This window comes from Paracoccus aminophilus JCM 7686, assembly GCF_000444995.1.
GTDB lineage: Bacteria > Pseudomonadota > Alphaproteobacteria > Rhodobacterales > Rhodobacteraceae > Paracoccus > Paracoccus aminophilus.
The window spans coordinates 3,132,804-3,158,950 of the sequence record NC_022041.1 but is presented as its reverse complement, the minus strand read 5'-3'; the positions used below and the strand labels follow the sequence as shown (position 1 = coordinate 3,158,950).

The window sequence follows — 26,147 nt, the reverse complement described above, 5'->3', positions numbered from 1 at the left end:
ATCTGCCGAGAAAACGGGAGTAGCGCCAATGACGGATGGGGACCAGAGCGGGCTGACATGGCGGGACGGGATCATTCCGGTCTCGACGCGGTTTGACGATCCCTATTTCAGCCTGAACGGCGGCTTGGATGAAACACGGCACGTCTTTCTCGCGGGCAATGATCTGCCCGCGCGGCTGGTTCCGGGCTTTCATGTCGCCGAGCTTGGCTTCGGCACCGGGCTCAATCTGATCGCGCTGGCCGAGGTCGCGACCGTGCCGATCCGCTTCACCTCCTTCGAGGGCTTTCCGATGGATCGCGCCGAGCTTGCCCGCGCCCATGCGGCCTTTGGTGGCATCGACGCGCTGTCGCAGGCGCTCTGCGCGCAATGGCCCGCGCCCGAGATCCAGCTGGGGCAGGTCACCGCCCGCGTTATCATCGGCGATGTGCGCGAGACCCTGCCTGCATGGGACGCGCAGGCGGATGCGTGGTTTCTCGACGGCTTTTCTCCGGCGAAAAACCCCGAGATGTGGGGCGAGGATCTGATGGCCGAGGTCGGGCGCCACACCGCGCCGGGCGGCAGCTTTGCCACCTATACCGCTGCGGGCCATGTCCGCCGGGCGCTTCAGGCCGCTGGTTTCGCGGTCGAGCGCAGCCCGGGCTTTGCGGGCAAGCGCCATATGAGCCGGGGAGTGAAGCCCTAGCGCCGCACGCTCGGGATATTGCTTGGCCGGTAGCTCGTGGGCTTGTGCGGCGGGCGCCCGTCATGGTCTTTCCAGAAGGCCGGACCGCCCCGGCGCAAAAAGAGCGGCACGGTCAGGATGAGCCCGGCCGCGAAGCCTCCGATATGGGCAAAATAGGCGACGCCGTCTTCCGGGCCCGCGCTCAGGCCGAGAAAGATCTGCAATCCGATCCAGACCGAGAGCACGACCCAGGCCGGAATGGTGAAAATGCGGATGAAGATGATGATGATCGCCACGACATCGACCCGGGCGCGCGGAAACATCAGAAGATATCCCCCCATCACCCCGGCAATCGCGCCCGAGGCCCCGACCATCGGCACATCGCTATAGGGATCGACCGCGATCTGGGCTCCGGCGGCGGCGAGCCCGCAGGCGAGATAGAAGGCCAGAAAGCCCACATGGCCAAGCTGGTCTTCCATATTGTCGCCGAAGATCCACAAGAACAGCATGTTCCCCGCGATATGCAGGATCCCGGCATGAAGGAACATATGGGTGACCAGCCCCCAGAGATAGACATGCTGCATGATCGCGATCGGATAAAGCGCAAGCTCGCTCCACAGGTTCACCAGCCCGCCCGCCCAAGGCATGGTCAGCAAAAACATCACCACATTCAGCAAGACGAGGCCGCGCGTAACATAGGGCGTCGTCGCGGACGGGTTGTGATCGCGGATCGGGAACATGGGGCGCCTTTGGCTCGGTCAGGGCAAACTGGCGCAGCGCGTCGCCGGTGGCAAGCCCGCGGTCGCGTATCTGGTTTTTGGGGCATCTGGTTTTGGGTGGAGAGGTTGCCGCGCCCGGATTGCTGCGGCAAGCTGTCGGGCGACCGGGGCCGCACGGCATCTCTGCGCGCGTCCCGCCACATCAGCGACCACGGGTTCTATGACATGACGCGCCAGCTTGCCCTGCTTCTCTGCCTCGCCGCCACTTTTCCGAGCGTGACGGCGGCCGCTCCTTCCTTCGACTGCAAGAAGGCGCAGACCCCGGTCGAGAAGGCCATTTGTTCGGATGATGAGGCGGCCGAGGCGGATCGCGCCGTCGGTCTGGCCTTTCAAAGCCTGACCGCGCGCGCCGGGACCGCGCTTGTCGCCGCACTGCGTCAGGATCAGCGCGATTTCATCGCCATCCGGGACGAGGCTTTCGGGCTTGGCCATCTCGATCAAGATCAGCGAGTACCCGCGCTCGCCGACCGGCTGGAAATGCGCATCAATATGCTGAACTGGATCAATCCCGAGCCGCCCGTAGGCTATGAGGGCAATTGGAGAAACACCCACGGGCTGTTGACGATTACGCGCGACGACAAGGGCCAGCTGAGCTTGCAGGGCGAGACAGTGGATCAGGTTTTGGGCAGCTGGGTCTGCCATCTCGAAGGGCCGTTGACCGAGGGGCCGGAGGGCAGCCTTGAGGTGGCGACGGATGAGGGTCCGGCCCGGCTTGTGCGGAAAGAGGGCTTCATCGAGCTGACGGATGCGCGCCCGAACCGCACGCAGGAATATTGCGGGCTGAATGGCGGGATGGCGGGGCCGTTTTTCTATATCGGCGCCGAGGATGACCGGCAGGATTGAGGCGCAATCCCGACGCGTCTCGCGCATGAAAAAGCCACCCGAACCGCGCCCGGGTGGCTTTGAAACCTCGTCGCTTGGGGGACTTAGCCCGCCAGTGATTTGGAACCCATGTCCAGAAACTTCTGGCGGCGATCCTTGATCATCTCGGCGGGCTTCATCTCGGTCAGCTCGGCGAGCATTCCGGTGATTTCACGCCCGACCGAGGCAATCGCATCGGTGCTGGCACGCTGCGCGCCGCCGACCGGCTCGGGGATGATGCGGTCGATGACGCCGAGCTTTTTCAGATCCTGTGCGGTCAGACGCAGCGCCATGGCGGCCTCGCGCATTTTCTCGGAATCGCGCCACAGGATCGAGGCGCAGCCCTCGGGCGAGATCACCGAATAGATCGAATGTTCGAGCATCGCGATGCGGTTGGCGGTGGCGAAGGCCACAGCCCCGCCCGAGCCGCCTTCTCCGATGATGACCGAAACCAGCGGCACGCCGATCTGCAGGCTTTTCTCGGTGGCGCGGGCAATCGCCTCGGACTGGCCACGCTCTTCCGCGCCCTTGCCGGGATAGGCGCCCTGAGTATCGACCAGCGCGATCACCGGGATGCGGAAGCGGTCGGCCAGATCCATCAGACGGACGGCTTTGCGATAGCCTTCGGGCCGCGCCATGCCGAAATTGTGAACCAGCCGCGACTTGGTGTCATGGCCCTTTTCATGGCCGATGACGATGCAGGGCGCGTCGTTGAACCGGGCAAGCCCGCCCATGACCGCATGATCCTCGCCAAAGGCGCGGTCGCCAGCGAGGGGCGTGTATTCGGTGAAAAGCTGGCTGATGTAATCGACGCAATGCGGCCGGTCGGGATGGCGCGCGACCAGCGTTTTCCGCCAGGGATCGAGATTCTTGTAAAGATCCCGCAGCATATCATCGGCTTTTTTGTCGAGTGCGGCGGCTTCTTTCTCCAGATCCACACCCTCGCCTTTGCGCGCGAGACTGCGCAGCTCTTCGGCTTTGCCTTCGATATCGGCAAGGGGTTTTTCAAAATCCAGATAGGTCATATGCGCTCCGCGCTGTCGGTTCGTCCGCGTCTATATGAGCCGCAAGGTCGCCGAATGCAACTTTCCTCTGCTACCAACGATCGAGTGCGGATTCGTCTTTGTCGGTGGCGGCCACCCATTCGCCCGGACCCTCAAGGGTAATTTCGCGCTTCCAGAAGGGCGCGCGCGATTTGAGCCAGTCCATCAGATATTCGGCCCCCTCGAAGGCCGCGACGCGGTGGCGGGCGGCGGTGGCGACCATCATGATCGGCGCGCCGACCGCCAGATGCCCGTAGCGATGCACGATCCGCCAGTCCGAGAGGCTAAAGCGCGCAGCCGCTTCGGTGCCGAACCGGGTCAGCGCCTTTTCGGTCATGCCGGGGTAATGTTCGAGCTCGAGCGCGATCAGGCGCCCGTCCTCGCTGCGCACGATGCCTTGAAAGGTCACGATGGCCCCGGCGCCTGCGCCAAAATCACGCAGCTCGGCGGCGAGATCGAACGGCGCTTCCTGGACCCGGGCGGACATCTCAGCCTCCGGTCATCGGCGGGAAGAAGGCGATCTCGCGTGCCTGCCCGAGCGGGCTGTCGAGATCGGCGAGCTCTTGATCCAGCGCCACCCGCACCGCCGACAGATCCGAAAGCGCGGCCGCGTGCCAATCGTCAAGTGCTGCGAGTTCCGCCACCAGCGCGCGCACGGTCGGGGCGCTGGTCTCGATGGTTTCGCGCGGCAGGCCGACGCGCTCGCGCAGCCAGGCGAAATAGAGCACATCAATCCGCATGATGATCTCGCAGATAGGGCCGGGCTTTCGAGAAATAATCCCAGCCGGTGATCCCGGTCAGAATCGCGGCAACCCAGATCAGCACCAGACCGCATTGGGTTGCCAGATCGGACCAGCTGTCAGACCACGGCAACTTGGTTTCGCCCACCAGCGGCGGATGGCCCAGCTCGTAATAGTTGAGCCCGGTGCCCAGAAACAGCACGGCAATCGCCACCATCTGGAAGGTGGTTTTCCATTTGGCGATCTTGGTGACCTTGAGCTTGCTCGACTCCGCGCCCAGAAACTCGCGCAGGCCCGAGACGAAGACCTCGCGGAAGAGAATCACGGTGGCGGGCAGGATCAGCCAGGGGTTCATCCCGGAATAGCCGGTGATGACGACCAGCGCGATCACCACCATGGCCTTGTCGGCAATCGGGTCCATCGCAGCGCCAAAGCGGCTTTGCTGATTCCACAGCCGGGCCAGATAGCCGTCGAACCAATCGGTGATCGCGGCGACCAGAAACAGAGTCAGCGCCGCGAAATCGGCAAAGGGCCGGCTGAGGAAAAAGAACATCAGCGGCACCAGAGGCGCGGCGATCAACCGGAGCAGGGTGAGGATATTTGGCAGGTTCCAGCGCATGGCGCCAAGCTAATCCGATTGCCGTCCGGGGGGAAGGGGGCGCGAGCCCCTTGCCTCATGTGTTCAGGGGCTTGCCGTTCTTGGCATGGCGCGCGGTCAGGCGGCGCGCCAGATGTCCGGGTAGCAGCGGACGCACGGCCTCGACCTCGCCCGCCAGCAGATCCGGGAAGATCGCTGCGATTTCGTCGCGGGCGGCGGCGCTGAAACTCGCATGGGTCTGAGCGCCGATGAAAAGCGACTCGGCCTCGGCACCTTCGGCAAAGAGGATCTGATGGGTGGCGAGCAGGATGTGGAAATAGCGCAGCTCGGCCAGATCCTCGGCGATCTCGATCCCGGGCAGCATCAGCAGCTCTTTCGCCGCGACCAGCACCTCTTGCGCGCCAAACATCCGCTGCGCAATCGCCGAGCACACCAGAATGCGGTGCTGGGGCGAGACCACCAGATCGCGCGCGGGACGGCCCTCGCCCAAGGCACCGGCGCGGATGCGAATGGCGCGCAGATGGGGCGATTTTTCGAGATGGCCGGCATCAAGACGTTGCGAGCCGATCCAGACGATGGGCTGAGCGCCATTGTCGAGCGTCTCGACCAACATGCCCGGACGCAGATCCTCGATCGCGACCTCGCCCGCCTCGGTGCGGATCCGCGTGCCCGCGGCGAAGCACAAGAGGTTCAGCGGCACCGAGGGGTTGTTGCTAAAGGCCGAGCCGTTCTGGCGGTAATAAAGCGTCGTGCCGCTTGGCGGACGGCCGTCAAGAAACACCACGCCGACCGGCGAGATCGTATAGCCCTGAACGATCGAGACGCCCACCATCCGATAGCTGTGGCCCTGCGCGTCATAGAGCGTAACTTCATATTCCGCGCGGACATAGCTGCCGGGCGGGTTTTGCCACAAGATGGTGTTCGGGCTTTCCTGGTAGGACCGACCGTCGATCACATTGGTGCCGGTCAGCTTCTGATCGGTGACCTGCTGATTTGTGATCGGGTTGTGGGTCAAGATATTGTCGCTGTCGTCGAACTGCACCGCGGCGTTGGGCGCGGTGAAGGTCATGGCCACATTCGACGGATTTTGCCACGAGAAGGCATCGCCGTTCTGTGCATTGGAGAGGGGATTGCCGCCTCCGCTCAGACTGTTGCCAGTATCCGTGCGGGAAATGCCGATCGAATCGATCGAATAGAACTGGAGCGTTGCCATCGGCAAACCTCGACTCGTTAAAACACAACAATTCCAAAGCGATCCGACGAAACATGGTCGAATCACTGCGGGGTTAATCTCAATTCCCCTAGCTCTTTGCCACCTTATGGCGTGTAATGTCTAACGCTTTTTAATCTATTGGTTGTGAAAGTGATCGAGAATCTTTTGCGCCAATGATTCGCTGATCCCGTCGACCGCCATCAGATCGGGCAGACCCGCCCGGCTGACCGCCTTGGCGCTGCCGAAATGCGCCAGCAGCGCCCGTTTGCGTGCCGCACCCACACCCGCGATCTCGTCCAAGGGGTTGGCCATCGTGGCCTTGGCCCGTTTCGCGCGATGGGTGCCGATGGCCCAACGGTGGGCCTCGTCGCGCAGGCGCTGGACGAAATAAAGCACCGGGTCGTTCATCGCGAGCGCGAAGGGGCGCTGGCCGATGCGGTGGAACTCTTCCTTGCCGTGGTCGCGGTCAACGCCCTTGGCGACGCCGACCATCGCCACATCCTCGACGCCCAGCTCGGCCATGATCTCATGGACCGCCGAGACCTGCCCCGCACCGCCGTCGATCAGCAGGAGATCGGGCCAAGCCTCAGTCTGGCGGTCGGGATCTTCCTTGAGCAGACGGGTGAAGCGGCGGGTCAGCACCTCTTTCATCATGCCGAAGTCATCGCCCGGCGTGATCTCGGTGCCTTTGATGTTGAACTTGCGATACTGGTTCTTCATCCAGCCTTCGGGACCGGAGACGACCATGCCGCCGACGGCATTGGTGCCTTGGATATGCGAGTTGTCGTAGATCTCGATCCGACGCGGCGCGGCGGGCAGGTCGAACTTCTCGGCCAGACCTTCGAGCAGCTTCAACTGGGTCGCGCTTTCCGACATGCGCCGCGCCAGGGATTCGCGGGCATTGCGCGCGGCATTCTCGACCAGCTCGGCCTTCTCGCCCCGCTGCGGCACGCCCAGCACGACCTTGCGCCCGGCCTTCTCGGTCAGGATCTCGGACATCAGATCGGGGTCTTCGATGCCATGGCTCAACAGGATCATGCGCGGCGGCACCTTGCCGTCGTAAAACTGCGCAAGGAAGGCCTGCATCACCTCATCCGCGGATTCGACGCCGTTGAGCTTCGGGTAGAAATCGCGGTTGCCCCAGCTTTGGTTGCCACGAATGAAGAAGACCTGAACGCAGGCCTGCCCACCATCCATGTAAAGCGCCACGACATCGGCCTCGGGCACGCCGCGCGGGTTGATCGCCTGCACGGATTGCACAGCGGTCAGCGCCTTGATGCGGTCGCGAAGCGCGGCGGCGCGCTCATATTCCATATTCTCGGAGGCCGCATTCATTTCGGTCGCGAGCTCGGCCTGAATGCGGGTCGATTTGCCCTGCAAGAAGCGCTCGGCATCCGAAACGAGGCCCTGATATTCGACCAGCCCAATCCGGCCGACGCAGGGCCCGGCGCAGCGCTTGATTTGGAACAGCAGGCAGGGCCGGGTGCGCGACTGGAAGGTCGAATCCGTGCAAGAGCGCAGCTGGAAGACCCGCTGAAGCTGGTTCAGCGTCCGGTTGACCGCGCCCGCGCTGGCGAAGGGGCCGTAATAATCGCCCTTTTCCGATTTCGCGCCGCGGTGCTTCTTGATCTGCGCGAATTCATGGGATTTCGCGACAAGGATATTCGGAAAGCTTTTGTCGTCGCGCAAAAGCACGTTGTAGCGCGGCTTGAGCTGCTTGATGAGGTTCTGTTCAAGCAGCAGCGCCTCGGTCTCGGTGCGCGTCGTGAGAAACATCATCGAGCAGGTCTCGCGGATCATCCGGGCGATCCGCCCCGAATGGCCGCTCGCGCGCGCGTAATTCGAGACCCGCGCCTTCAGATTGCGCGCCTTGCCGACGTAAAGCACCGCGCCTTGCGCATCCAGCATCCGATAGACCCCCGGCGAGCTGTCGAGGGTCTTCAGATAGTCCTGGATCAGGGCCTGACCGGTTTTAACGGGGGCGTTCTCTGGGTGTTCTTCAGTCATATCGCGCAACATGTGATTCTAAGGGGTGCTGCCTGTTCCAGCGTCCGAGATCAACCAGAATCCTATCCACGGAATCTGTGGATAACTTGGTGGAGAATCTGTTGGCTTCAACACGATTCCGAGGATTCATGGGCGATTCAGAGGTTTGCACAAAAAATAGGCACAAGTTTAACTAATTGATATCGCCACAAATTTTATGTGATCTGTGCAATCCCCTGAATCCAAATGAGAATTTATGAACGCTTTGTGAATTCCAAATGACCAGTGCACAACCTGTCGCAGGGTGAGCCTGTTAGCGATCACTCAACCCCTAGAATGTCCGGGGTTTTCCAAGCCAGATGCTGTCCACCATCTGTGCAAATCAGCTGGCCCGTCACCGATGCCGCATCGAGCAAAAAGCCGATCGCGGCGACCACATCGCGTGCATCAGAGCCGCGCTCAAGGATGGTCGCCTGACGCTGACGGGCGAAATGCTCGGCGCTTTGGCGGGTGCCCTGCATGGTCGGGCCGGGGCCAATCGCATTGACCCGCACGTCGGGGGCCAAAGCCTGCGCCGAGGTGCGTGTCAGCGCCCAGAGCCCGGCCTTGGCCAGCGAATAGGTCATGAATTCGGGCGTGGGCTTCAGCACGCGCTGATCGACCATATTGATGATGACGCCCTGCGCCACCGGCTCTCCGCCCGAGCGGTCGGCTGGCGGCACCTGCGCGGCGAAGGCTTGCGTCAGAATGAAGGGCGCGCGCAGGTTCGAGCCGAAATGGCGATCCCAGCTTTTGCGGGTGGCGCTGTGCAGATTGTCATATTCAAAGATCGAGGCATTGTTGACCAGCACGGTCAGCGCCCCCAGACGCGCGGTCACCGCCGGGATCAGCGCCTCGGTGGCGTCGAGATCCAAGAGATCGGTATGGAAGGCCTCGGCGCGGACGCCGAGCGCGCGGGCGGCGGCGACCGTCTCGGCGGCGTCCTCGGCCGAGCCATTGTAATGGATCGCGACATTATGGCCGCGTCCGGCAAGGTAAAGCGCGATCTCTCGGCCGAGCCTTTTGCCCGCGCCTGTCACCAATGCGGTCATATCGCTCTCCTGTCAGCGGCGGGGGGGGATGCCCAGAACCCGGGCGATGGCGCGGCGCACCGCTGGTCCGGCGATCAGCGCCATCGCGATCATGATCAGCAGGAACGTGAGAACTACTTTAAGCATCAACCGCCCAGTCCAAATTGTGAGCCTATGGCGCGCCGCTCGGCCGCCTCGATGAAATCATCGGCTGAAAGCCCCAACCGGCGCAAGGGCGAGACGCGCTGACCATAGGGAATCAAGCGAACATCCTTGCCGTAAAGCGTCTGGATTCGCGGCACGAGATGGCCAAGCCCATCGGCAATCCCCAGTGCAACCGCCTGTTTGCCGGTCCAGACATCGCCGGTGAAGAGATCGGTGCTTGCGTCAAGCCGGTTGCAGCGCCGCGCCCGGACATAATCCTTGAAGGCGCCGTGGATCGGCAACAGCAGCTCATTCAGCCGGGCGATATCTTCGGGCTTTTCTGGGCGGAACGGGTCGAGCATCGATTTCGATTGCCCGGCGGTATGAACGCGGCGCTCGATCCCATAGCGCGAGATCAGATCGGCAAAGCCGAAACCCGAGGAGATCACGCCGATCGAGCCGAGAACCGAGCTCTCATCGGCCCAGATCTCATCGGCGGCGCAGGCGAGCCAATAGCCGCCCGAGGCCGCCATATCCTCGACGAAAGCATAGACCGGGACGCGGGTTTCCTCAGAGAGGCGGCGGATGCGCGCGGCAATCAGGCTCGATTGCACGGGCGAGCCGCCGGGAGAGTTGATCGCCAAGGCCACCGCCAAAGGCTTCTTGCGGCGGAAGGCGCGTTCGATGACCGGGGCCAAAGCGGCGTCCGACAGCGCGGGACCGCCACGCTGCCCGGCGCCGATCACGCCTTGCAGCCGAATGACGGAGACGGTGGGTTTCTTGGTGAGGAACGGAATTTTCATACCTACCGAGATAGGATGGCCACCGCGCTCCGGCAAGGCTGGGCGGTTCAGCCCTGTGCGCCCAGAAACTGCATGACCTCGGCGCGTTCGGGCATGGCATTGCCGGCGCCTTGCCGCGTTACCTGCAAGGCCGCCGCAGCGGAAGCATGGCGCAGTGCCGTCGGGATGTCCTCGCCCCGGTCAAGCCCGGCGGCAAACCAACCCGCGAAGCAATCGCCCGCGCCGGTGGTGTCGGCGGCCTTGACCTTGAACGCGGCCTGCTCGTGCGTGGTGCCGCTGCGCAGATCGCGGTATTCGGCGCCCTCGGCCCCGCGGGTGATCAAGAGGCCATCGACCGGCAGATCGCTGCCGAGTGCGGCAAAGAGCTCCTGCGCCTCAAGCTCGTTGAGCGCGATCACCGAAATATAGGGCAGGACCGCGCGCAAGGCGTCGATCGAGAAGGGGGCGGCGGAATAGACCACGCGCGCGCCGGTCGCATGGGCCTGCGTCGCGGCCATGACCTGCAGCGAGGTCTCATTCTGCATCAACAGGATGTCGCCCGCGCCGATCTCAGAGAGATTCGCGGCAAGCTGCTCGGGGTCGAGCGCGCGATTGGCGCCGCCATGCAGCACGATCGAATTCTCACCGCCATCCTCGACCATGATGATCGCGTGACCGGTCGGCGTTTGGGCCATGCGTGCGATCCCCGAGGTCGCGACGCCCGCGCCTTCCAGCACCTCGATCACCCAGTTGTCCGCATCCGACATCGCGCCGAGATGGACAACCTTGCTGCCCGCACGCGCGGCGGCAACCGATTGGTTCGCGCCCTTGCCGCCAAGGCCCAGCCGGTAATCCAGCGCGCCGAGGGTCTCGCCCGGGCGGGGCAGGTGGTCGAGACGGTAGATGTGATCGATGTTGATCGAGCCGAGATTATAGATCGTCATGGGGCCTCCAGTCAGGGCCGCATCTGGCTTATTGCGACCCGGTTTGTCCAGACGCTTGATGGCTTCAGACAAAAGCAAAACGCGCCCCGGAGGGCGCGTTTCCTAGGAGTTTCGCGAAAAGCTTAGTGCTTCTCTTCGCCGCGATGCTTCACGTTCCACCACAGACGCTTGTTGGTCATGTAGAGCAGCGAGGCCAGCACGATCAGGAACAGCACCGAGATGAAGCCAACCTGTTTGCGGTCCATCATCTTGGGCTCGGCAGTCCACATCAGGAAGGCCGAAACGTCTTGCGACATCTGGTCCACCGTGGCTTCCGTGCCGTCCTCATAGGTCACTTGACCTTCCGAGAGCGGCGGGGGCATGCCGATCCAGCCGCCCGGGAAGGCGGCGTTGTGATAGAGCGTATGCCCGGCTTCTTCCTTGCTTTCGCCATTGAAGCCGGTCAGCACCGCATGGATGTATTCCGGGCCGCCAATGCCATGGAAGAGCTGGTTCAGACCGGTGCCATAGGGGCCATGGAAGCCCGCACGGGCTTTGGCCATCAGCGACAGATCGGGACCCATGCCTTCGCCGTGGATCGTCGGGAAGTGATCGGTGGGCAGACGCGGACGCTCTTCCCCGGTTTCCGGGTCATTGATCGACAGGTTCGCCGCATAGGCGCGGACCTGGTCTGCGGGCAGCTGCGGGCCGCCAGCATCGCCGAGCGTGCGCAGCGGCACATAGGTCAGACCGTGGCAGGCCGAGCAGACCTCGGTATAGACCTGCAGACCGCGCTGAAGCTGGAACTGGTCATAGGTGCCAAACGGGCCTTCGAAGCTGAAGGCAACATCCTCGATATGAGGCGCCGCATGGGCGTCGGCGGCCGGTTCATGCGCCTTTTCCGCTGCCGGAGCAGCAGCTTCAGCAGGCTTTGCTGCTTCTGCTGCCGGAGCGGCGGCTTCAGCGGGCTTTGCTTCTTCGGCTGCCGGAGCAGCGGCTTCAGCGGGCTTTGCTTCTTCTGCTGCCGGAGCAGCGGCTTCAGCAGGCTTTGCTTCTTCTGCTGCCGGAGCGGCGGCTTCAGCGGGCTTTGCTTCTTCGGCTGCCGGAGCAGCAGCTTCGGCGGGCTTTGCTGCTTCAGCTGCCGGAGCAGCGGCTTCAGCAGGCTTCGCCTCTTCGGCTGCCGGAGCCGCTGGGGCTTCGGCAGCGGGGGCGGCCGTTTGGCCGCTGTGGTAGCTGGAACCGGCGGGGGCAGTGGTGCCCTGCGCCGTCGAGCTGTCCTGAGCCATCGCGCCGCCTGCAAGAGCAACGGTCAGGGCCGCAACAGCCGTGAGCGAGACGTTTCTCAAGGTCATTGTTGCCTCTCCTTACTCGGCAGGATGGGTTTTGGCGCCGTAATGGGCGTCAAAATCTTCTTCGATGGTCTGCGGCATCGGCAGCGGTTTCTCGATCACGCCGAGAACCGGCAGGATGACGAGGAAGTAACCGAACCAATAGGCTGCACCCGCGAGCGAAATATAGGGATAGATCCCTTCCGGCGGCTGTGCCCCGACCCAGGTCAGGATCACGAAGTCGATGGCCAGAAGCCAGTACCACCACTTGAACAGCGGACGGTAACGGCCCGAGCGCACGCGCGAGGTGTCCAGCCACGGCACCAGAGCCATGACGAGGATTGCGCCGAACATCGCAAGGACGCCGAAGAATTTCGCATCGATGATGCGGAACGAGGCCCAGTTCACCAGCTGCACAACCCAGACATCTGCCGTGAAGGCGCGCAGGATCGCGTAGAAGGGCAGGAAGTACCATTCCGGCACGATATGGGCCGGAGTCACCAGCGGGTTGGCCTCGGTGTAGTTGTCCGGGTGGCCAAGGAAGTTCGGCATGAAGCCGACGATGGCGAAGAAGACGACCAGAACGATGGCCAGACCGACGAGGTCCTTCATCACGAAATAGGGCCAGAAGGGCAGGGTGTCCTTCTCGGCTTCTTCTTTCGAGGTGCGGCGGACTTCGACGCCGGTCGGGTTGTTGTTGCCGGTGGTGTGGAAGGCCCAGATATGGACGATCACCAGAGCAGCAATCACGAAGGGCAGCAGATAGTGCAGCGAGAAGAAGCGGTTGAGCGTCGCGTTATCGACAGCCGGACCGCCGAGCAGCCAGGTCTGGATCGACTCGCCAATGCCCGGGATCGCGCCGAAGAGGCCGGTGATCACGGTCGCGCCCCAGAAGGACATCTGGCCCCAGGGAAGCACATAGCCCATGAAGGCGGTCGCCATCATCAAGAGATAGATAAGCATCCCGATGATCCAGGTGACCTCGCGCGGGGCTTTGTAGCTGCCGTAGTAGAGGCCGCGGAAGATGTGGATATAGACCGCGAAGAAGAACAGCGATGCGCCGTTCGCATGGAGATAGCGCAGCATATAGCCGCCGTTCACGTCGCGCATGATATGCTCGACCGACGAGAAGGCCAGGCTGACATGCGGGGTGTAATGCATGACCAGCACGATGCCGGTGACGATCTGCAAAGCCAGGCAGAAGGTCAGAACGATGCCCCAGATCCACCACCAGTTCAGGTTCTTGGGGGTCGGAAGCATCAGGGTGTCATAGAGCAGGCCGACGACGGGGAGGCGGCGGTTCAGCCAGCGCTCGGGTGCCGTCTTGGGCTCGTAATGGTCGTGGGGGATTCCAGCCATGTGCGCCTCTCCTCAGCCCAGCTTGATGGTGGTGTCGTTGACGAACGCATTGACCGGAATGTGCAGGTTCTGCGGCGCAGGCCCTTTCCGGATACGTCCAGCGGTATCGTAATGCGAGCCGTGGCAGGGGCAGAACCAGCCGCCGAAATCGCCAGCGCCGTTCCCGATCGGCACGCAGCCGAGGTGGGTGCAAACCCCGATCATCACCAGCCACTCGCCCGCTTCGTCCAGCGTGCGGTTCTGGTCGGTCGCGGGCTCGCCGGGTTTGTTGGCGTTCTCGGCGTCTCTGTCGATCAGCTCTTCAAGTTTGACGGCGCGGCCGGCCTCGATTTCATTCTCCGTGCGACGGCGGATGAAAACGGGCTTGCCCAACCATTTCACGGTCAGCTGGGTGCCGGTTTCAACGCCGCTGACATCGACCTGGATCGAGCTCAGCGCCTGAACATCGGCGGAGGGATTCATCTGGTTGATCAGGGTCCAAGCGGCCGCCCCGGCCGCGACCGTACCGGCACCGGCAGTCGCGTAGTATAGAAAATCTCTCCGGGTGGCGCCGTGATCGCCTGCGTGTTCGTCTGCGTGGGACACGATCAGATCTCCAATTCTGCCCCCCTGGGGCTATGCGGCTATACGACTTTGGGCCGCGTATGACGCAGCCCTCGCGGGGCGGTTGTAGCGATCAAATCTGCGTCAGTCCAGCGGGGCGCGCGCGCCAAACCGCCTCTATCCACCTTATGTGTGGGATTTTGGTTGCGGTTTTCCCCCACCCCTCCTTGCCGCGGTCTTCCGATTTCACGTCAGAGATGAGGCGTCGCTTTTCGCGGCTACTTTGGCGCGGAATTGACGAAATCCGCCGCGAGTCGCGGGAGGCGCCGCTGTTGGCGCAATCAGCCGGGCGTCCGTGGGATTCGGGTCGGCGGAATGGGCTGTGAGGTTCGATGCTTCAGCTCAGATCGGCCGGCCGGCTGCGCGCGAGGCCAGCGAGATCCGGTTGAGCTTGTCTTGGCAAGGATCGGCGGCGCTCCCATGGATCGGCGCAGCCTGGCATCATGCGCAAGATTGTCGCACCCGCCGCGATCACGCCTGAGCGAGGGCAAGGGCAAGGGCGAGCGGCGCATCGCCATGAGGCCAGGCGTGGCCGGTGGCACTTGCGCGATTCCCTGCGGCCCGTCTGCGGCGAGCCGCGCGGGAAGCGAGAGACCGCCCCGGCCTGCGAGGGTCGGGCCATGCGCCTCGGCTGCGACAAGGAGATCGCGCTTGATGTGGAAGAGCCAAAGCAGGACGCGGAAGAGAAAATTCATAGTAGCCCTTCGGCGCGAAAGCTCAGCTCGCGCGATTTGCCGATGATCAGGTGATCGTGAACGGTGATGCCCATGACCTCGGCGGCTCTGACGATCCGGGCGGTCATCACGATATCGGCCTCTGACGGCGTGGGATCGCCCGAGGGATGGTTGTGCACGAGGATCAGCGCGCTCGCATTCAGACCAAGCGCGCGGCGCATGATTTCGCGCGGATAGACCGGAACATGATCGACCGTGCCGCGCGCTTGCTCTTCATCGGCGATCAGCATGTTCTTGCGGTCGAGATAGAGCGTGCGGAACTGCTCGATCTCGGCATGGGCCATCGCGGTATGGCAATAATCAAGGAGCGCGTCCCAGCTTGAGAGAACCGGGCGCCCCATCACTTTCGAGCGGGCGAGGCGATGGGCCGCAGCTTCGACGATCTTCAGTTCCTGAATGACGGCGGGGCCAATGCCCGGAATATCGGCGAGACGTGCGGGATTGGCCGAGAGCACGCGGTTGAAATCCCCGAAGACCTCAAGCAGCCTTCGGGCCAGCGGCTTCACATCCTGCCGCGGGATGGCGCGAAAGAGCACGAGTTCGAGCAGCTCATAATCCGGCATCGCCGCCGCGCCGCCGGACATGAAGCGGTCGCGCAGCCGACTGCGGTGATCGGCGAGATAGCTTGGCGCCTTGCCCGAAGCGCCAGAGGGACGATCGGTCGGACTGGCCTCATCCGTCACCAGATCGGGCGCCGCAAAGAGCGGCAGGGGCATTTCGGAAAAGGCGCGATTCGGGCTCATGGCTCAAATGTCGCGCGAGAGAATGAAGAAGAGCTTAATCGGCAAAGAAAAAGCCCGGGTTTCCCCGGGCTTGTCTGGGCGTTTCAGCCCTTCATCTCGTCCCAGAAGCCTTTGATCTTCTGGAAGAAACCAGAGGTCTGGGGGTTGTTGTCGGCCTGGATCCCCTCGAACTCGCGCAAAAGCTCTTTCTGGCGCGGGGTGAGGTTGACCGGCGTCTCGACCGAGAGCTCGATCAGCATATCGCCGAAATCGCCCTGAAGGCCGGGGCCGTGGCGCAGGGGCGGCATGCCCTTGCCGCGCAGGCGCATCTGCTTGCCGGTCTGGGTGCCCGGCGGTACTTTCACGCGCGAGCGACCGCCGTCGATGGTCGGGACCTCGATCTCGCCGCCGAGCGCCGCCGTGCCCATAGAGACTGGGACCTGACAGGCGAGCGTGCGCCCGTCGCGCACGAAGATCGGATGCTCTTTGACCTCGATGAAGATATAGAGATCGCCCGAGGGACCGCCGCGCATCCCGGCCTCGCCCTCGCCAGCAAGGCGGATGCGGGTGCCGGTTTCAACGCCTGCCGGGATGCTGACAGAAAGGCTGCGCTCTTTCTCGATCCGGCCAGCGCCGTGGCATTCCTTGCAGGGATTCTTGACGATATGGCCCTGACCGCCGCAGGTCGGGCAGGTGCGCTCGACCGTGAAGAAGCCCTGGCTGGCGCGGACCTTGCCAATGCCCGAACAGGTCGGACAGGTCGCAGGTTCGACCGCGCCTTCGGCGCCGGTGCCGTTACAGCCGGTGCAGGAGACCGAGCCGGGAACCGCAATGGTCTTTTGCAGGCCGACATAGGCCTCTTCGAGCGAGACCCGCAGGTTATAGCGCAGATCCTGGCCCCGGCTGGCGCGTTGCCGCCCGCCGCCCTGACCGCCGCGCCCCATGAAATCGCCGAAGAGATCTTCGAAGACATCGGCAAAGGCCGAGCCGAAATCGCCATTCGGATTGCCGCCGCGCGCGCCGAAACCGCCCATGCCGCCGTCGAAAGCGGCATGACCAAAGCGGTCATAGGCGGCCTTGCGCTGGCCGTCCTTGAGGCAATCATAGGCCTCGTTGACCTCTTTGAACTCGTCCTCAGAGGTCTTGCAATCTGGGTTGCGGTCTGGATGCAGGGCCTTGGCTTTGGAGCGGTAGGCCTTTTTGATCTCATCCGCAGAGGCGCCTTTGTTCACGCCAAGGATGTCGTAGTAATCCCGTTTAGCCATGTGGTTCCCGTTCGGGCCTCTCACGAATGGGCCGGCCCGCGCCGCTGGGGCGCGTCGGGCCGGCCTGACTGGTTACACGCGCTTACTTGCGCTTCTTGTCTTCGCCGCCGAGATCTTCGAAATCGGCATCGACGATATCGTCATCCGCACCACGCGGACCGGCGTCGTGATCGGCTTCCTCGCCATTGCCGCCTTCCGACTGGTTGGCTTTGTAGATGGCTTCGCCAAGCTTCATCGACGCGTCCATGACGTTCTGGATACCGCTCTTGATCTTGTCGGCGTTTTCCGACTTGAGCGAGTCTTCCAGAGCGCCGATGGCCAGTTCGATTGCCTCGACGGTCGAGCCATCGACCTTGTCGCCGTGATCGTCCAGCGATTTCTTGGTCGAATGGATCAGGCTTTCCGCCTGGTTCTTGGCTTCGACCAGCTCGCGGCGGCTCTTGTCGGCTTCGGCATTCGCCTCGGCGTCCTTGACCATCTTCTCGATATCTTCATCCGAGAGACCACCCGAGGCCTGGATCGTGATATTCTGCGACTTGCCGGTGCCTTTGTCCTTGGCCGAAACCGAGACGATGCCGTTGGCGTCGATGTCGAAAGTGACTTCGATCTGCGGCAGGCCACGCGGCGCGGGCGGAATGTCCTCGAGGTTGAACTGACCGAGCATCTTGTTGTCGGCCGCCATCTCGCGCTCACCCTGGAAGACCCGGATGGTCACGGCATTCTGGTTGTCCTCGGCCGTTGAGAAGATCTGCGACTTCTTGGTCGGGATCGTCGTGTTGCGGTCGATCAGACGGGTGAAGACGCCACCCAGCGTTTCGATACCCAAGGACAGCGGCGTCACGTCCAAGAGAACCACGTCTTTCACGTCGCCCTGCAGAACACCTGCCTGAATCGCTGCGCCAAGCGCCACGACTTCGTCAGGGTTCACGCCTTTATGCGGCTCTTTGCCGAAGAAAGCGGTGACTTCCTCGATGACTTTCGGCATCCGGGTCATCCCGCCGACGAGAACGACCTCGTCGATTTCCGACTTCGAGATTCCGGCGTCTTTCAGGGCTTCCTGAAGCGGCTTGATCGTGCGTTTGATCAGATCGGCAACCAGGCTTTCCAGCTTGGCACGGGTCAGTTTCATGACCATGTGCAGCGGCGTGCCGGTGTTCTTGTCCATCGAGATGAACGGCTGGTTGATCTCGGTCTGCGACGAGGAGGACAGCTCGATCTTGGCCTTTTCCGCGGCTTCCTTCAGGCGCTGAAGCGCCATCTTGTCCTTGGTCAGATCGACGCCATGCTCTTTTTTGAACTCGTCAGCCAGATAGTTGACGATGCGCATGTCGAAGTCTTCGCCACCAAGGAAGGTGTCGCCGTTCGTGGATTTGACTTCGAACAGGCCGTCGTCGATTTCCAGAATGGTGATGTCGAAGGTACCGCCGCCAAGGTCATAGACCGCGATGGTTTTCGAATCTTTCTTGTCGAGACCGTAAGCCAGAGCAGCGGCGGTCGGTTCGTTGATGATGCGCAGAACCTCAAGGCCCGCGATCTTGCCCGCGTCCTTGGTGGCCTGACGCTGCGCGTCGTTGAAATAGGCCGGAACGGTGATGACGGCCTGATCGACCTTCTCACCCAGATAGCTTTCGGCGGTTTCCTTCATCTTCTGAAGGATCATCGCGCTGACTTGGGCGGGGGAGAAATTCTCGCCCTTCACTTCAACCCAAGCGTCCCCATTGCCACCGTCAACGATGTTGTAGGGAACGAGATGGCGGTCCTTTTCGACCTCCGCATCGGTGACGCGGCGCCCGATCAGGCGTTTAACGGCGAAAACGGTATTGGTCGGGTTGGTGACAGCCTGACGCTTCGCGGGCTGACCGACCAGACGCTCGTTGTCGGTGAAACCGACGATCGACGGCGTGGTGCGCGCCCCTTCCGAGTTCTCGATGACTTTCGGCTGGCTGCCATCCATGATGGCGACGCAGCTGTTGGTGGTGCCAAGGTCGATGCCGATGACTTTTGACATGAACAATCCTCTCTTACGGCGATACAGCGGACACCGGATCCGTTGCGGCCTCCGGGTCCAAATCCCAAGAATTTCTGCCCAAGGCAAGGTGCCCGTGGCAGGGTCGCAACTTTATATAGGGAGGGTTGACAGAGCTGCAAGCCGCGTGACCATGAAGATTTTAGGATCGTCGCTTGGTCGGCGTGCCGCGGCCAAGCGCCTCGCTTCAGATCACAATCGCCTGTATTTGCTGGCGATCCTTGCGGGATTTCGCCTGCGCCGAGGCTCTGTCCGGGGCTGCCTCAGCGCCCCGCCGACCAGCTGACCGAGACCGATCTGCGCGTCACGAATTCTGCCATCAGGCCGATCATGAAAACCGCGAGTGTGACATAGATCGGATAGCTGAGATTGGTATTATGCGGCGTATAGTTGATGAAAACGAAGCCGCGCGTCTGGTCGATGATGTGAAACAGCGGATTCCAGGTGAACATTGGCAAGAGCATGGCGGGCATGGCATTGGCCACGAACATCTTGCCCGAAAAGATCATGTTCATGCGCTGATAAAGCGTGGTGACGATTTTGCCGGTCTGCGCCGACCACGACCTGATGGACAGGAAAATCAGCCCGACCGCGCCCCCGCACAACCAAGAGAGCAGCACCATGCCATAGGCGGCGACCGGCCGCTCGATGGTGATCGGCGTGACCAGCGTGTGATAGGCCCAGAGGATGACGAGAATCGAGACCGTTTGCTGGTAAAGCGAGGACAGCATCGCGCCGCTGATCGTCACGGCGGTGTTCATCGGCGCGTGTTTGACCATCGTATCCAGCGAGCTGCCCGCCGAAGACACCGCGCCCGCGGTCCGGCTGTTGATCATGAAGACGAAGACGCCCGACATGATGTAGAGGATGAAATCTCCCCGGAGCGGAGACTTTTTTACCCCAAAGATCAGATACATGGCCATGAAGCCGATGATGAAGATACTGGATTGCAGGATCGTTACCAGAAGCCCGATCACGGCGTTGCGGTGGTCTTTGCGCAGGTTATAGACCGCGAGATGATAGATCAGCGCCAACGTGGTGAACGTGGCCTCCAGAATATTGCGGCTGCGTCTCGACGTGAACATGACCAGAATTCGCGCGCTCGTTTGGGGTGCCCGGCGCTTGCCGAAAGCGGTTCTGGCGATCATAAGTGAGTGCAAACGCAGGTTCAATCAGGCGCGGGCTTTGCAGGCCGTGCCGCGAAAGGAAAACGGATGCAATTTGAACCAATGGTCGCCGAAATGCGCCGGCTGGCGCTTCTGGCTGGCGAAAAGATCATGGAGATCTACGGTTCCGAGGATTTCGAGGTCCGTTCCAAATCCGATGCCTCCCCCGTGACCGAGGCCGATGAGGCCGCCGATCGCCTGATCTCTGAGGGGCTGCGCGCAGCATTCCCCGACATTGCCCTTGTCACCGAAGAGCAGGCCGCGACGCATGGCCAAAGCGTTGCGACCTTTCTGATCGTCGATCCGCTGGATGGGACCAAGGAATTCGTTCAGCGCCGCGGCGATTTCACGGTCAATATCGCTTATGTCGTCGAGGGCACGCCGGTTCTGGGCGTGGTCTATGCCCCGGCCAAGGGCCGTCTTTTCTACACCACCGCAGAAGGCGGCGCGGTCGAGGAGAAGGGGCCCTTCGGCGAGGCTCCGGGCGAGCTCACCCCGATCGGGGTCAATCACACGGTCGATAATCGCGCGCTGATGGTCGTCGCCTCGAAATCGCATCGCGATGCCGCGACGGATGATTACATCTCGCGCTATGCGGTGCGCGACATGACTTCGGCGGGCTCCTCGCTCAAATTCTGCCTTGTCGCGACGGGCGAGGCTGATCTCTATCCGCGCCTTGGCCGCACGATGGAGTGGGATACGGCAGCGGGTGACGCCGTTTTGCGCGCGGCGGGCGGAAAGGTTGTGAATTTCGACGATCACAGCCCGCTCGCCTATGGCAAGGAGGGCTTTGGCAATCCGTTCTTCATCGCTCTCGCGCCCGGCGTCCTTCTGGTCAAGGACTGAGCCATGTCCGTCGTCATCGTTATCCCCGCGCGTTACCAATCCTCGCGCTATCCCGGCAAACCGCTGGTCGAGCTCACTGGCGCCTCGGGTGAGGCCAAAAGCCTGATCCGGCGCAGCTGGGACGCGGCGCAGGCGGTGGCGGGCATCGACTGGGTCATCGTCGCGACCGACGACGCTCGCATTCGCGATCATGCCGAAGCTTTCGGAGCCGAGGTCGCGATGACCTCTCCCGAGGCGCGCAATGGCACCGAGCGTTGCGCCGAAGCCATTGCGAACCTTGGGCTTTCGCCCGAAATCGTCGTCAACCTGCAAGGCGATGCGCCGCTCACGCCCGCATGGTTCATCGAGGATCTGGTCGCGGGGCTTCGCGGCGATGCTGGGGCCGATGTCGCGACGCCGGTGCTGCAATGCTCGGGCCGGATGCGCGCCGATCTGATCGCGGATCGCGCGGCGGGTCGGGTCGGCGGGACCACGGCGGTCTTTGGTCATGACATGCGGGGGATGTATTTCTCGAAAGAGGTGATCCCCTTCGCGGCGGGCGATTTCGCCGCCGATGCGCCGACCCCGGTCTTTCACCATGTCGGCGTCTATGCCTACCGCCCGGCGGCCCTGGCCGAATACCCAGGCTGGGGCGAGGGCCGGACCGAGCTTCTCGAAGGGCTCGAGCAGCTCCGCTTTCTTGAGCGTGGGCGCAAGGTGCTGTGCGTCGAGGTCGAGGCGCGCGGGCGCGAGTTCTGGGAGCTCAACAACCCGACCGATGTCGCCAAGATCGAAGAGATGATGCAGCGGATGGGGGCCGATTGACCGCGCCCGAGGCCGGGGCTGCGGAGCAAGATCCTCCGCGCCTCAGCATCGTCATCGTCTCGCGCCATCGCCGCGACCGGCTGAGCTTTTGCCTTGCCGCGCTGGAGCAACAGGATCACCCCGCCTTCGAGGTGATCCTCGTGGCCGATCCCGGCTCGGTCGATCTACGCCCAGATCTTGCGCTCAAACGCATCCCCTTTGACGAGGCGAATATCTCTGCGGCGCGCAATGCCGGGATCGCGGCGGCGGGGGCCGAGATCATCGCTTTCATCGACGATGACGCTTTGGCGCTGCCAAGCTGGGCGAGCCGTCTGGCCCGCGCCTTCACCGATCCCCGCGTCATCGCCGCGACCGGCTGGACGCGCGGCCCGGACGGGTTTCGCTGGCAGGCGCGGGGCGAGAGGATCGGTGCCGATGGGCTGGCCTTTGCGATTGCCGAAAGCGGGGCGCTTGGCGTCGCCAATGGCGCGCCGGTCAGCACGCTTGGCACCAATTGCGCCTTTCGCCGCGCCGCTTTGCGCGAGATCGGCGGCTTTGACCCGGCCTTTGCCTATCATCTCGACGAAAGCGACGTGAACCTGCGCCTCGCCCGGCGCTTTCCGCAAGCCCTGACCGCCGTCTTGTCCAGAGCCGAGGTGATCCATGGCGCGGCAGCGGGTCCGGTGCGGGCGCAAAGCGGCGTGCCCTCGGATCTGACCGCGATCGGCCGCTCAACCGCGATTTTCGTGGCGCGTCATGGCGGCGAGATGCCCGATCTTGCCGGACGCCAGCGCAAGCGGCTGTTGCGGCTGATGGTGGCGGGACGGCTCGATCCGCTTGGCGTCGCGCCGCTGCTCGCGGGGCTCGCGCGCGGGATCGAGGCGGGCCAAAACTGCCCGCCGCCTGCGCCGCCGGTAGCGATTGGGACTGACTCACATGAAACATTGCCGTTTCTGCCCTTTGGCCCCCGCATCCCTCGCCGCGTCGCGCCGCAGGTCTTCAGCGGCTGGCACTGGCAGGCGCGCGCCTTGCGCAGATCGGCCGCGCAGGCGGTGGCGGCGGGCGGGATCGCCGGGGTGATTCTGTGGTCGCCGGGGTTCTTGCCGCCGCGCCTTGGCCTTCATGCCGGTGGATGGTGGGAGCAGAAAGGCGGAATTTGGGCCGGTTTTGGCGAAAATCAGCCACTTTTCGCGGGCCGAAAGGCCGCAGAACGGGCGCTTGTCCGCCGGTTGTCGTCAGATGAGGGGTATCTCACTGAAAAAGCAGGCGGAACCAAATCTGACGAATACAACCAAACTTATCACTGACATGATGTAAAGTCGGTGTTATGGACGCAGAGACTGTCTGTTTTCGGGAAAGAAAACAGTATGAGGAGTGAGTTAAATGACGCGTAAGGTCACAAAAGCCATTTTCCCCGTTGCCGGGCTTGGGACGCGTTTCCTGCCTGCAACGAAGAGCATTCCCAAAGAGATCATGACTTTGGTTGACCGGCCTCTGATCCAATATGCGATCGACGAAGCGCGCGCCGCCGGTATCACCGAATTCATCTTCGTGACTTCGCGCGGCAAAGGCGCGCTAGAGGATTACTTCGATCACGCCCATGAGCTTGAGGCGACGCTGAAGAAATCGGGCAAGACCGAGCTTCTCGACATCCTGCGCTCGACCAATATGGAATCGGGCGCGATCGCCTATATCCGCCAGCACAAGGCGCTTGGCCTTGGCCATGCGGTCTGGTGCGCGCGCCGTCTGGTCGGCGACGAGCCCTTCGCCGTGATCCTGACCGATGACGTCATCATGGGCGAACCGCCTTGCCTGCAGCAGATGGTCGAAGCCTATCACGAGACCGGCGGCAGCATGGTCGCCACGATGGAAGTCGCGCCCGAGAAGACCAAGTCCTACGGCGTGCTCGATGTGGCCGAAGACATGGGTGCCATCGTGCGCGCCAAGGGCATGGTCGAAAAGCCGCAATCCGATCCGCCGTCGAACCTGGCCGTGATCGGCCGCTATATTCTTGCGCCGACGGTGATGAACAACCTCAACAAGCTGCGTCAGGGCTCGGGCGGGGAAATCCAGCTGACCGATGCGATTGCTGACGAGATCGAGGAAGGTCGCGATGTCTTCGGCCTGCGCTTCCGCGGTCAGCGCTTCGATTGCGGCTCGAAAGCGGGCTTCCTGCAGGCAACGGTCGCCTTCGGTCTGGCGCGCGAAGAGCTGCGCGACGAATTCGGCGATTACCTGACCGATCTGGCCGCGATCCGCAAAGCCGCCGAGTAATCATGGCTCCGAAGGTTCTGGTCACGGGGGGCGCGGGCTATATCGGCTCGCATGCCTGCAAGGCGCTGAAGGCGGCCGGCTTTGAGCCGGTCACCTTCGACAATCTGTGCACCGGCTGGCGCGAGGCCGTGAAGTTCGGTCCCTTCGAGCAGGGCGACCTGCTCGACCGAGCCCGCATCGACGAGGTTCTGGCCCTCCACCAACCGGTCGCGGTGATGCATTTCGCAGCCCTCAGCCAGGTCGGCGAATCGATGCGCGAGCCGGGGAAATACTGGCGCACCAATGTCGGCGGCTCGCTCAATCTGATCGAGGCGACCCTGGCGGCCGGGATTCGCGATTTCGTCTTCTCCTCGACCTGCGCCACTTACGGCGATCAGGACGGGGTGATGCTCGATGAAACCACCGCGCAGGCGCCGATCAATGCCTACGGCGCCTCCAAGCGCGCGATCGAGGATATGCTGAAGGATTTCGGCGCCTCCGACGGGCTGCGCTCGGTGATCTTTCGCTATTTCAACGTCGCGGGCGGCGATCCGGAGGCTGAGGTCGGCGAGTTCCATCAGCCCGAGACTCATCTCATCCCGCTGATCCTCGATGCGATCGAGGGCAAGCGCGGCGAGCTGACGATCTTTGGCACGGATTATCCGACAGAAGATGGCACCTGCATCCGCGACTATGTCCATGTCATGGATCTGGTCGAGGCCCATGTCCTTGGGCTCAAGCATCTGCAAGCGGACAAGGTCGCACCGGGGGTCGAGGTCTTTTGTCTCGGCACCGGCAACGGTTTTTCCGTGCGCGAAGTGATCAACCAGTCGCACCATATCACCAACCGCGAAGTGCCCTATCACGAGGGACCGCGCCGGGCGGGCGATGCGGTGAAGCTGGTTTCGGGCAGCGAAAAGGCGCGGGCCTTGCTGGGCTGGCAGCCAGAGCGCTCGACCATGGCGCAAATGGTGCGCGACGCCTGGCGTTGGCATCAGTCCGGTGGATATGCCCGCTGAGCCGGGGATCCTGCTCGACATCTCAAGGCTGGTCTCACGCCTTGGTGGCGGACCGCTGACCGGCATCGACCGGGTCGAGCTGGAATGGCTGCGCCATCTCCAAGGCAAACCGCATCTGCTGCTCTGCCGGGTGCCGCGAGGTCAGGCCTTGCTGCCCGCCACGGCGGGCGCGCTTTTGCTCGACTGGATCGAGGGTGCGGTCGCGGATCTGCCCGCGCCGGGGCTTCTCGATCGCTTGGCGGGCCGGACGGCGTTGAAGGATCGTGCCACCCGCGTCTTGGCGGCCCACGCGCTGCGGATCGAGCGCGGCTTTATTCGCAAGATTGCCGCGCAGGCGCTGCACGATCTTGGGGCAGAGGCAGCCTATCTCAATCTCGGCCACGCCAATTGGCGACGCGAGGTGTTCGCCGGGCTTCAGGGCCTGCGCCGCGTCGTGATGATCCATGACACGATCCCGCTCGACCACCCCGAATTCACCCGTCAGGGTCAGAGCGAGAAGTTTCGCGACCGTTTCGCCGTGGCGGCGGGCATGGCCGATCTGGTCCTCACCGTGTCCAAGGCCAGCGCCGCGCAAATTGCGCTGTGGCGCGGCAGGCTTGCGGTGCACGGGCGGGCGCCGATTGCGGTCACGCCGATTGGCGCCCGCCCGGTCCCTGCCGATTCTGCCGCCTTGCCGCCGGGTCTCGATCTGACGCGGCCGATGTTCATCGCGCTTGGCACGATCGAGCCGCGCAAGAACCATGCCGTCTTGCTGGATGCCTGGGCGCTTCTGGCCAAGCGCCTCCCTGTCGCGGATCTGCCGCGGCTGCTGATCATCGGGCGGCGCGGCTGGGAAAATCACGCGGTTTTCGCGCGTCTCGATCACTTGCCTGCGGGGGCGGCGGTGCAGGAATTCGGCGATCTCGGCGATGGGGAGGTCGCCGCGCTGATGGAGCGGGCCCATGCGCTTTTGATGCCCAGCCGGGCCGAGGGTTTTGGCCTGCCGCTGATCGAGGCCGCCCGCCTTGGCCTGCCGGTTCTCGCATCGCCCTTGCCCTCGACGCGCGAGCTTTTGGGCGATTGGGCGCGCTATCTGTCGCCCGATGAGCCAGAGGCTTGGGCCGAGGCCGTCGCGGCCATGGCGCAAACGCCGATCCAGCGGCTCGCGCCGCGCGAGATTCCCGATTGGCCAAGCCACTTTGATCAGGTCCAGCGCGCATTGCTGGATCTGCGTGACTAGTCTATCAAACTCACTGAGAGGTTG

At 63.1% G+C, this 26,147-nt stretch carries 24 protein-coding genes and 1 pseudogene; 8 read left to right on the top strand and 17 right to left on the bottom strand.

Going from position 1 to position 26,147, the window contains the following annotated elements:
* Positions 1-28 precede the first annotated feature (28 nt).
* Positions 29-682, top strand: coding sequence for a tRNA (5-methylaminomethyl-2-thiouridine)(34)-methyltransferase MnmD (mnmD, locus tag JCM7686_RS15455; RefSeq protein WP_020951727.1), 654 nt, complete (start codon positions 29-31; stop codon positions 680-682).
* Here mnmD and JCM7686_RS15450 read toward each other — a convergent pair.
* Positions 679-1,401, bottom strand: a complete 723-nt coding sequence (locus JCM7686_RS15450) for a rhomboid family intramembrane serine protease (RefSeq protein WP_020951725.1) — start codon at positions 1,399-1,401, stop codon at positions 679-681. The two genes, mnmD and JCM7686_RS15450, sit on opposite strands and share 4 nt — an antisense overlap.
* Before the next feature lie 204 nt (positions 1,402-1,605).
* Between JCM7686_RS15450 and JCM7686_RS23590 the strand changes: the two genes are divergently transcribed.
* Positions 1,606-2,283 (top strand): lysozyme inhibitor LprI family protein, encoded by a 678-nt coding sequence (locus tag JCM7686_RS23590; protein ID WP_148292633.1) that lies wholly within the window; start codon positions 1,606-1,608, stop codon positions 2,281-2,283.
* An 83-nt stretch (positions 2,284-2,366) separates the two neighbouring features.
* Here JCM7686_RS23590 and JCM7686_RS15440 read toward each other — a convergent pair whose 3' ends face one another.
* From JCM7686_RS15440 to JCM7686_RS15360, 16 genes and pseudogenes are all read right to left on the bottom strand, one after another.
* On the bottom strand, positions 2,367-3,326 hold the full coding sequence (locus JCM7686_RS15440; RefSeq protein ID WP_020951724.1) for an acetyl-CoA carboxylase carboxyltransferase subunit alpha: 960 nt from the start codon (positions 3,324-3,326) through the stop codon (positions 2,367-2,369).
* A 70-nt stretch (positions 3,327-3,396) separates the two neighbouring features.
* Positions 3,397-3,831: a molybdenum cofactor biosynthesis protein MoaE gene (locus JCM7686_RS15435; RefSeq protein ID WP_020951723.1), complete on the bottom strand. Its 435-nt coding sequence runs from the start codon at positions 3,829-3,831 to the stop codon at positions 3,397-3,399.
* Position 3,832: 1 nt separating this feature from the next.
* Positions 3,833-4,078, bottom strand: coding sequence for a molybdopterin converting factor subunit 1 (moaD, locus tag JCM7686_RS15430; RefSeq protein ID WP_201769440.1), 246 nt, complete (start codon positions 4,076-4,078; stop codon positions 3,833-3,835).
* A complete protein-coding gene (pgsA, locus tag JCM7686_RS15425) occupies positions 4,074-4,703 on the bottom strand; it encodes a CDP-diacylglycerol--glycerol-3-phosphate 3-phosphatidyltransferase (protein ID WP_020951721.1) in 630 nt (209 codons plus the stop codon). The genes moaD and pgsA overlap by 5 nt, the downstream gene beginning before the upstream one ends.
* Before the next feature lie 55 nt (positions 4,704-4,758).
* On the bottom strand, positions 4,759-5,895 hold the full coding sequence (locus JCM7686_RS15420; RefSeq protein ID WP_020951720.1) for a Hint domain-containing protein: 1,137 nt from the start codon (positions 5,893-5,895) through the stop codon (positions 4,759-4,761).
* 135 nt (positions 5,896-6,030) lie between these two features.
* The gene (gene uvrC / locus JCM7686_RS15415) at positions 6,031-7,902 is read right to left on the bottom strand and encodes an excinuclease ABC subunit UvrC (protein WP_041528000.1); all 1,872 of its coding nucleotides are present in this window, start codon (positions 7,900-7,902) and stop codon (positions 6,031-6,033) included.
* Between the two features lie 299 nt (positions 7,903-8,201).
* The gene (locus JCM7686_RS15410) at positions 8,202-8,972 is read right to left on the bottom strand and encodes an SDR family oxidoreductase (RefSeq protein ID WP_020951718.1); all 771 of its coding nucleotides are present in this window, start codon (positions 8,970-8,972) and stop codon (positions 8,202-8,204) included.
* Between the two features lie 125 nt (positions 8,973-9,097).
* Positions 9,098-9,898, bottom strand: coding sequence for a S49 family peptidase (locus JCM7686_RS15405; protein ID WP_020951717.1), 801 nt, complete (start codon positions 9,896-9,898; stop codon positions 9,098-9,100).
* A gap of 47 nt (positions 9,899-9,945) precedes the next feature.
* On the bottom strand, positions 9,946-10,821 hold the full coding sequence (locus tag JCM7686_RS15400) for a ribokinase (protein ID WP_020951716.1): 876 nt from the start codon (positions 10,819-10,821) through the stop codon (positions 9,946-9,948).
* A gap of 122 nt (positions 10,822-10,943) precedes the next feature.
* Positions 10,944-11,726, bottom strand: a pseudogene (locus JCM7686_RS24965) (cytochrome c1); the annotation flags it as partial.
* Positions 11,727-12,164: 438 nt separating this feature from the next.
* On the bottom strand, positions 12,165-13,487 hold the full coding sequence (gene petB / locus JCM7686_RS15390) for a cytochrome b (protein ID WP_020951714.1): 1,323 nt from the start codon (positions 13,485-13,487) through the stop codon (positions 12,165-12,167).
* A gap of 12 nt (positions 13,488-13,499) precedes the next feature.
* The gene (gene petA, locus JCM7686_RS15385) at positions 13,500-14,072 is read right to left on the bottom strand and encodes a ubiquinol-cytochrome c reductase iron-sulfur subunit (protein WP_020951713.1); all 573 of its coding nucleotides are present in this window, start codon (positions 14,070-14,072) and stop codon (positions 13,500-13,502) included.
* A gap of 709 nt (positions 14,073-14,781) precedes the next feature.
* Positions 14,782-15,567, bottom strand: a complete 786-nt coding sequence (radC, locus tag JCM7686_RS15375; protein ID WP_020951711.1) for a RadC family protein — start codon at positions 15,565-15,567, stop codon at positions 14,782-14,784.
* Positions 15,568-15,650: 83 nt separating this feature from the next.
* Positions 15,651-16,811 carry a molecular chaperone DnaJ gene (dnaJ, locus tag JCM7686_RS15370; protein WP_020951710.1) on the bottom strand — a complete coding sequence of 387 codons (1,161 nt, stop codon included), beginning with the start codon at positions 16,809-16,811 and terminating at the stop codon, positions 15,651-15,653.
* Between the two features lie 82 nt (positions 16,812-16,893).
* Positions 16,894-18,819, bottom strand: coding sequence for a molecular chaperone DnaK (dnaK, locus tag JCM7686_RS15365; protein ID WP_020951709.1), 1,926 nt, complete (start codon positions 18,817-18,819; stop codon positions 16,894-16,896).
* 281 nt (positions 18,820-19,100) lie between these two features.
* Complete coding sequence (locus JCM7686_RS15360) at positions 19,101-19,922, bottom strand: ABC transporter permease (RefSeq protein ID WP_041527409.1); 822 nt, start codon at positions 19,920-19,922, stop codon at positions 19,101-19,103.
* Between the two features lie 129 nt (positions 19,923-20,051).
* Here JCM7686_RS15360 and cysQ point away from each other — a divergent pair, with 129 nt between their 5' ends.
* The 6 genes from cysQ (at position 20,052) to JCM7686_RS15330 (ending at position 26,123) form a co-directional block, all read left to right on the top strand.
* Positions 20,052-20,849, top strand: coding sequence for a 3'(2'),5'-bisphosphate nucleotidase CysQ (gene cysQ / locus JCM7686_RS15355; RefSeq protein ID WP_020951707.1), 798 nt, complete (start codon positions 20,052-20,054; stop codon positions 20,847-20,849).
* Positions 20,850-20,852: 3 nt separating this feature from the next.
* Positions 20,853-21,653: a 3-deoxy-manno-octulosonate cytidylyltransferase gene (locus JCM7686_RS15350; protein WP_020951706.1), complete on the top strand. Its 801-nt coding sequence runs from the start codon at positions 20,853-20,855 to the stop codon at positions 21,651-21,653.
* Positions 21,650-22,939 carry a glycosyltransferase family 2 protein gene (locus JCM7686_RS15345; protein ID WP_020951705.1) on the top strand — a complete coding sequence of 430 codons (1,290 nt, stop codon included), beginning with the start codon at positions 21,650-21,652 and terminating at the stop codon, positions 22,937-22,939. Before JCM7686_RS15350 ends, JCM7686_RS15345 begins: the two co-directional genes overlap by 4 nt.
* A gap of 76 nt (positions 22,940-23,015) precedes the next feature.
* A complete protein-coding gene (locus JCM7686_RS15340) occupies positions 23,016-23,906 on the top strand; it encodes a UTP--glucose-1-phosphate uridylyltransferase (RefSeq protein ID WP_020951704.1) in 891 nt (296 codons plus the stop codon).
* Positions 23,907-23,908: 2 nt separating this feature from the next.
* On the top strand, positions 23,909-24,904 hold the full coding sequence (gene galE, locus JCM7686_RS15335; protein WP_020951703.1) for a UDP-glucose 4-epimerase GalE: 996 nt from the start codon (positions 23,909-23,911) through the stop codon (positions 24,902-24,904).
* Complete coding sequence (locus JCM7686_RS15330) at positions 24,894-26,123, top strand: glycosyltransferase family 4 protein (RefSeq protein ID WP_020951702.1); 1,230 nt, start codon at positions 24,894-24,896, stop codon at positions 26,121-26,123. Before galE ends, JCM7686_RS15330 begins: the two co-directional genes overlap by 11 nt.
* Positions 26,124-26,147 lie beyond the last annotated feature (24 nt).

Bases quoted from the DNA above. Each gene is read 5' to 3' on its own strand.
- radC (WP_020951711.1), bottom strand. From the start codon at position 15,567: ATGAGCCCGAATCGCGCCTTTTCCGAAATGCCCCTGCCGCTCTTTGCG.
- JCM7686_RS15450 (WP_020951725.1), bottom strand. From the start codon at position 1,401: ATGTTCCCGATCCGCGATCACAACCCGTCCGCGACGACGCCCTATGTT.
- dnaK (WP_020951709.1), bottom strand. From the start codon at position 18,819: ATGTCAAAAGTCATCGGCATCGACCTTGGCACCACCAACAGCTGCGTC.
- petB (WP_020951714.1), bottom strand. From the start codon at position 13,487: ATGGCTGGAATCCCCCACGACCATTACGAGCCCAAGACGGCACCCGAG.
- JCM7686_RS15330 (WP_020951702.1), top strand. From the start codon at position 24,894: ATGCCCGCTGAGCCGGGGATCCTGCTCGACATCTCAAGGCTGGTCTCA.
- JCM7686_RS15420 (WP_020951720.1), bottom strand. From the start codon at position 5,895: ATGGCAACGCTCCAGTTCTATTCGATCGATTCGATCGGCATTTCCCGC.
- JCM7686_RS15360 (WP_041527409.1), bottom strand. From the start codon at position 19,922: ATGTTCACGTCGAGACGCAGCCGCAATATTCTGGAGGCCACGTTCACC.
- JCM7686_RS15340 (WP_020951704.1), top strand. From the start codon at position 23,016: ATGACGCGTAAGGTCACAAAAGCCATTTTCCCCGTTGCCGGGCTTGGG.
- JCM7686_RS15410 (WP_020951718.1), bottom strand. From the start codon at position 8,972: ATGACCGCATTGGTGACAGGCGCGGGCAAAAGGCTCGGCCGAGAGATC.
- JCM7686_RS23590 (WP_148292633.1), top strand. From the start codon at position 1,606: ATGACGCGCCAGCTTGCCCTGCTTCTCTGCCTCGCCGCCACTTTTCCG.
- mnmD (WP_020951727.1), top strand. From the start codon at position 29: ATGACGGATGGGGACCAGAGCGGGCTGACATGGCGGGACGGGATCATT.
- dnaJ (WP_020951710.1), bottom strand. From the start codon at position 16,811: ATGGCTAAACGGGATTACTACGACATCCTTGGCGTGAACAAAGGCGCC.
- galE (WP_020951703.1), top strand. From the start codon at position 23,909: ATGGCTCCGAAGGTTCTGGTCACGGGGGGCGCGGGCTATATCGGCTCG.
- JCM7686_RS15405 (WP_020951717.1), bottom strand. From the start codon at position 9,898: ATGAAAATTCCGTTCCTCACCAAGAAACCCACCGTCTCCGTCATTCGG.
- JCM7686_RS15435 (WP_020951723.1), bottom strand. From the start codon at position 3,831: ATGTCCGCCCGGGTCCAGGAAGCGCCGTTCGATCTCGCCGCCGAGCTG.
- uvrC (WP_041528000.1), bottom strand. From the start codon at position 7,902: ATGACTGAAGAACACCCAGAGAACGCCCCCGTTAAAACCGGTCAGGCC.
- pgsA (WP_020951721.1), bottom strand. From the start codon at position 4,703: ATGCGCTGGAACCTGCCAAATATCCTCACCCTGCTCCGGTTGATCGCC.
- JCM7686_RS15440 (WP_020951724.1), bottom strand. From the start codon at position 3,326: ATGACCTATCTGGATTTTGAAAAACCCCTTGCCGATATCGAAGGCAAA.
- JCM7686_RS15400 (WP_020951716.1), bottom strand. From the start codon at position 10,821: ATGACGATCTATAATCTCGGCTCGATCAACATCGATCACATCTACCGT.
- JCM7686_RS15350 (WP_020951706.1), top strand. From the start codon at position 20,853: ATGTCCGTCGTCATCGTTATCCCCGCGCGTTACCAATCCTCGCGCTAT.
- cysQ (WP_020951707.1), top strand. From the start codon at position 20,052: ATGCAATTTGAACCAATGGTCGCCGAAATGCGCCGGCTGGCGCTTCTG.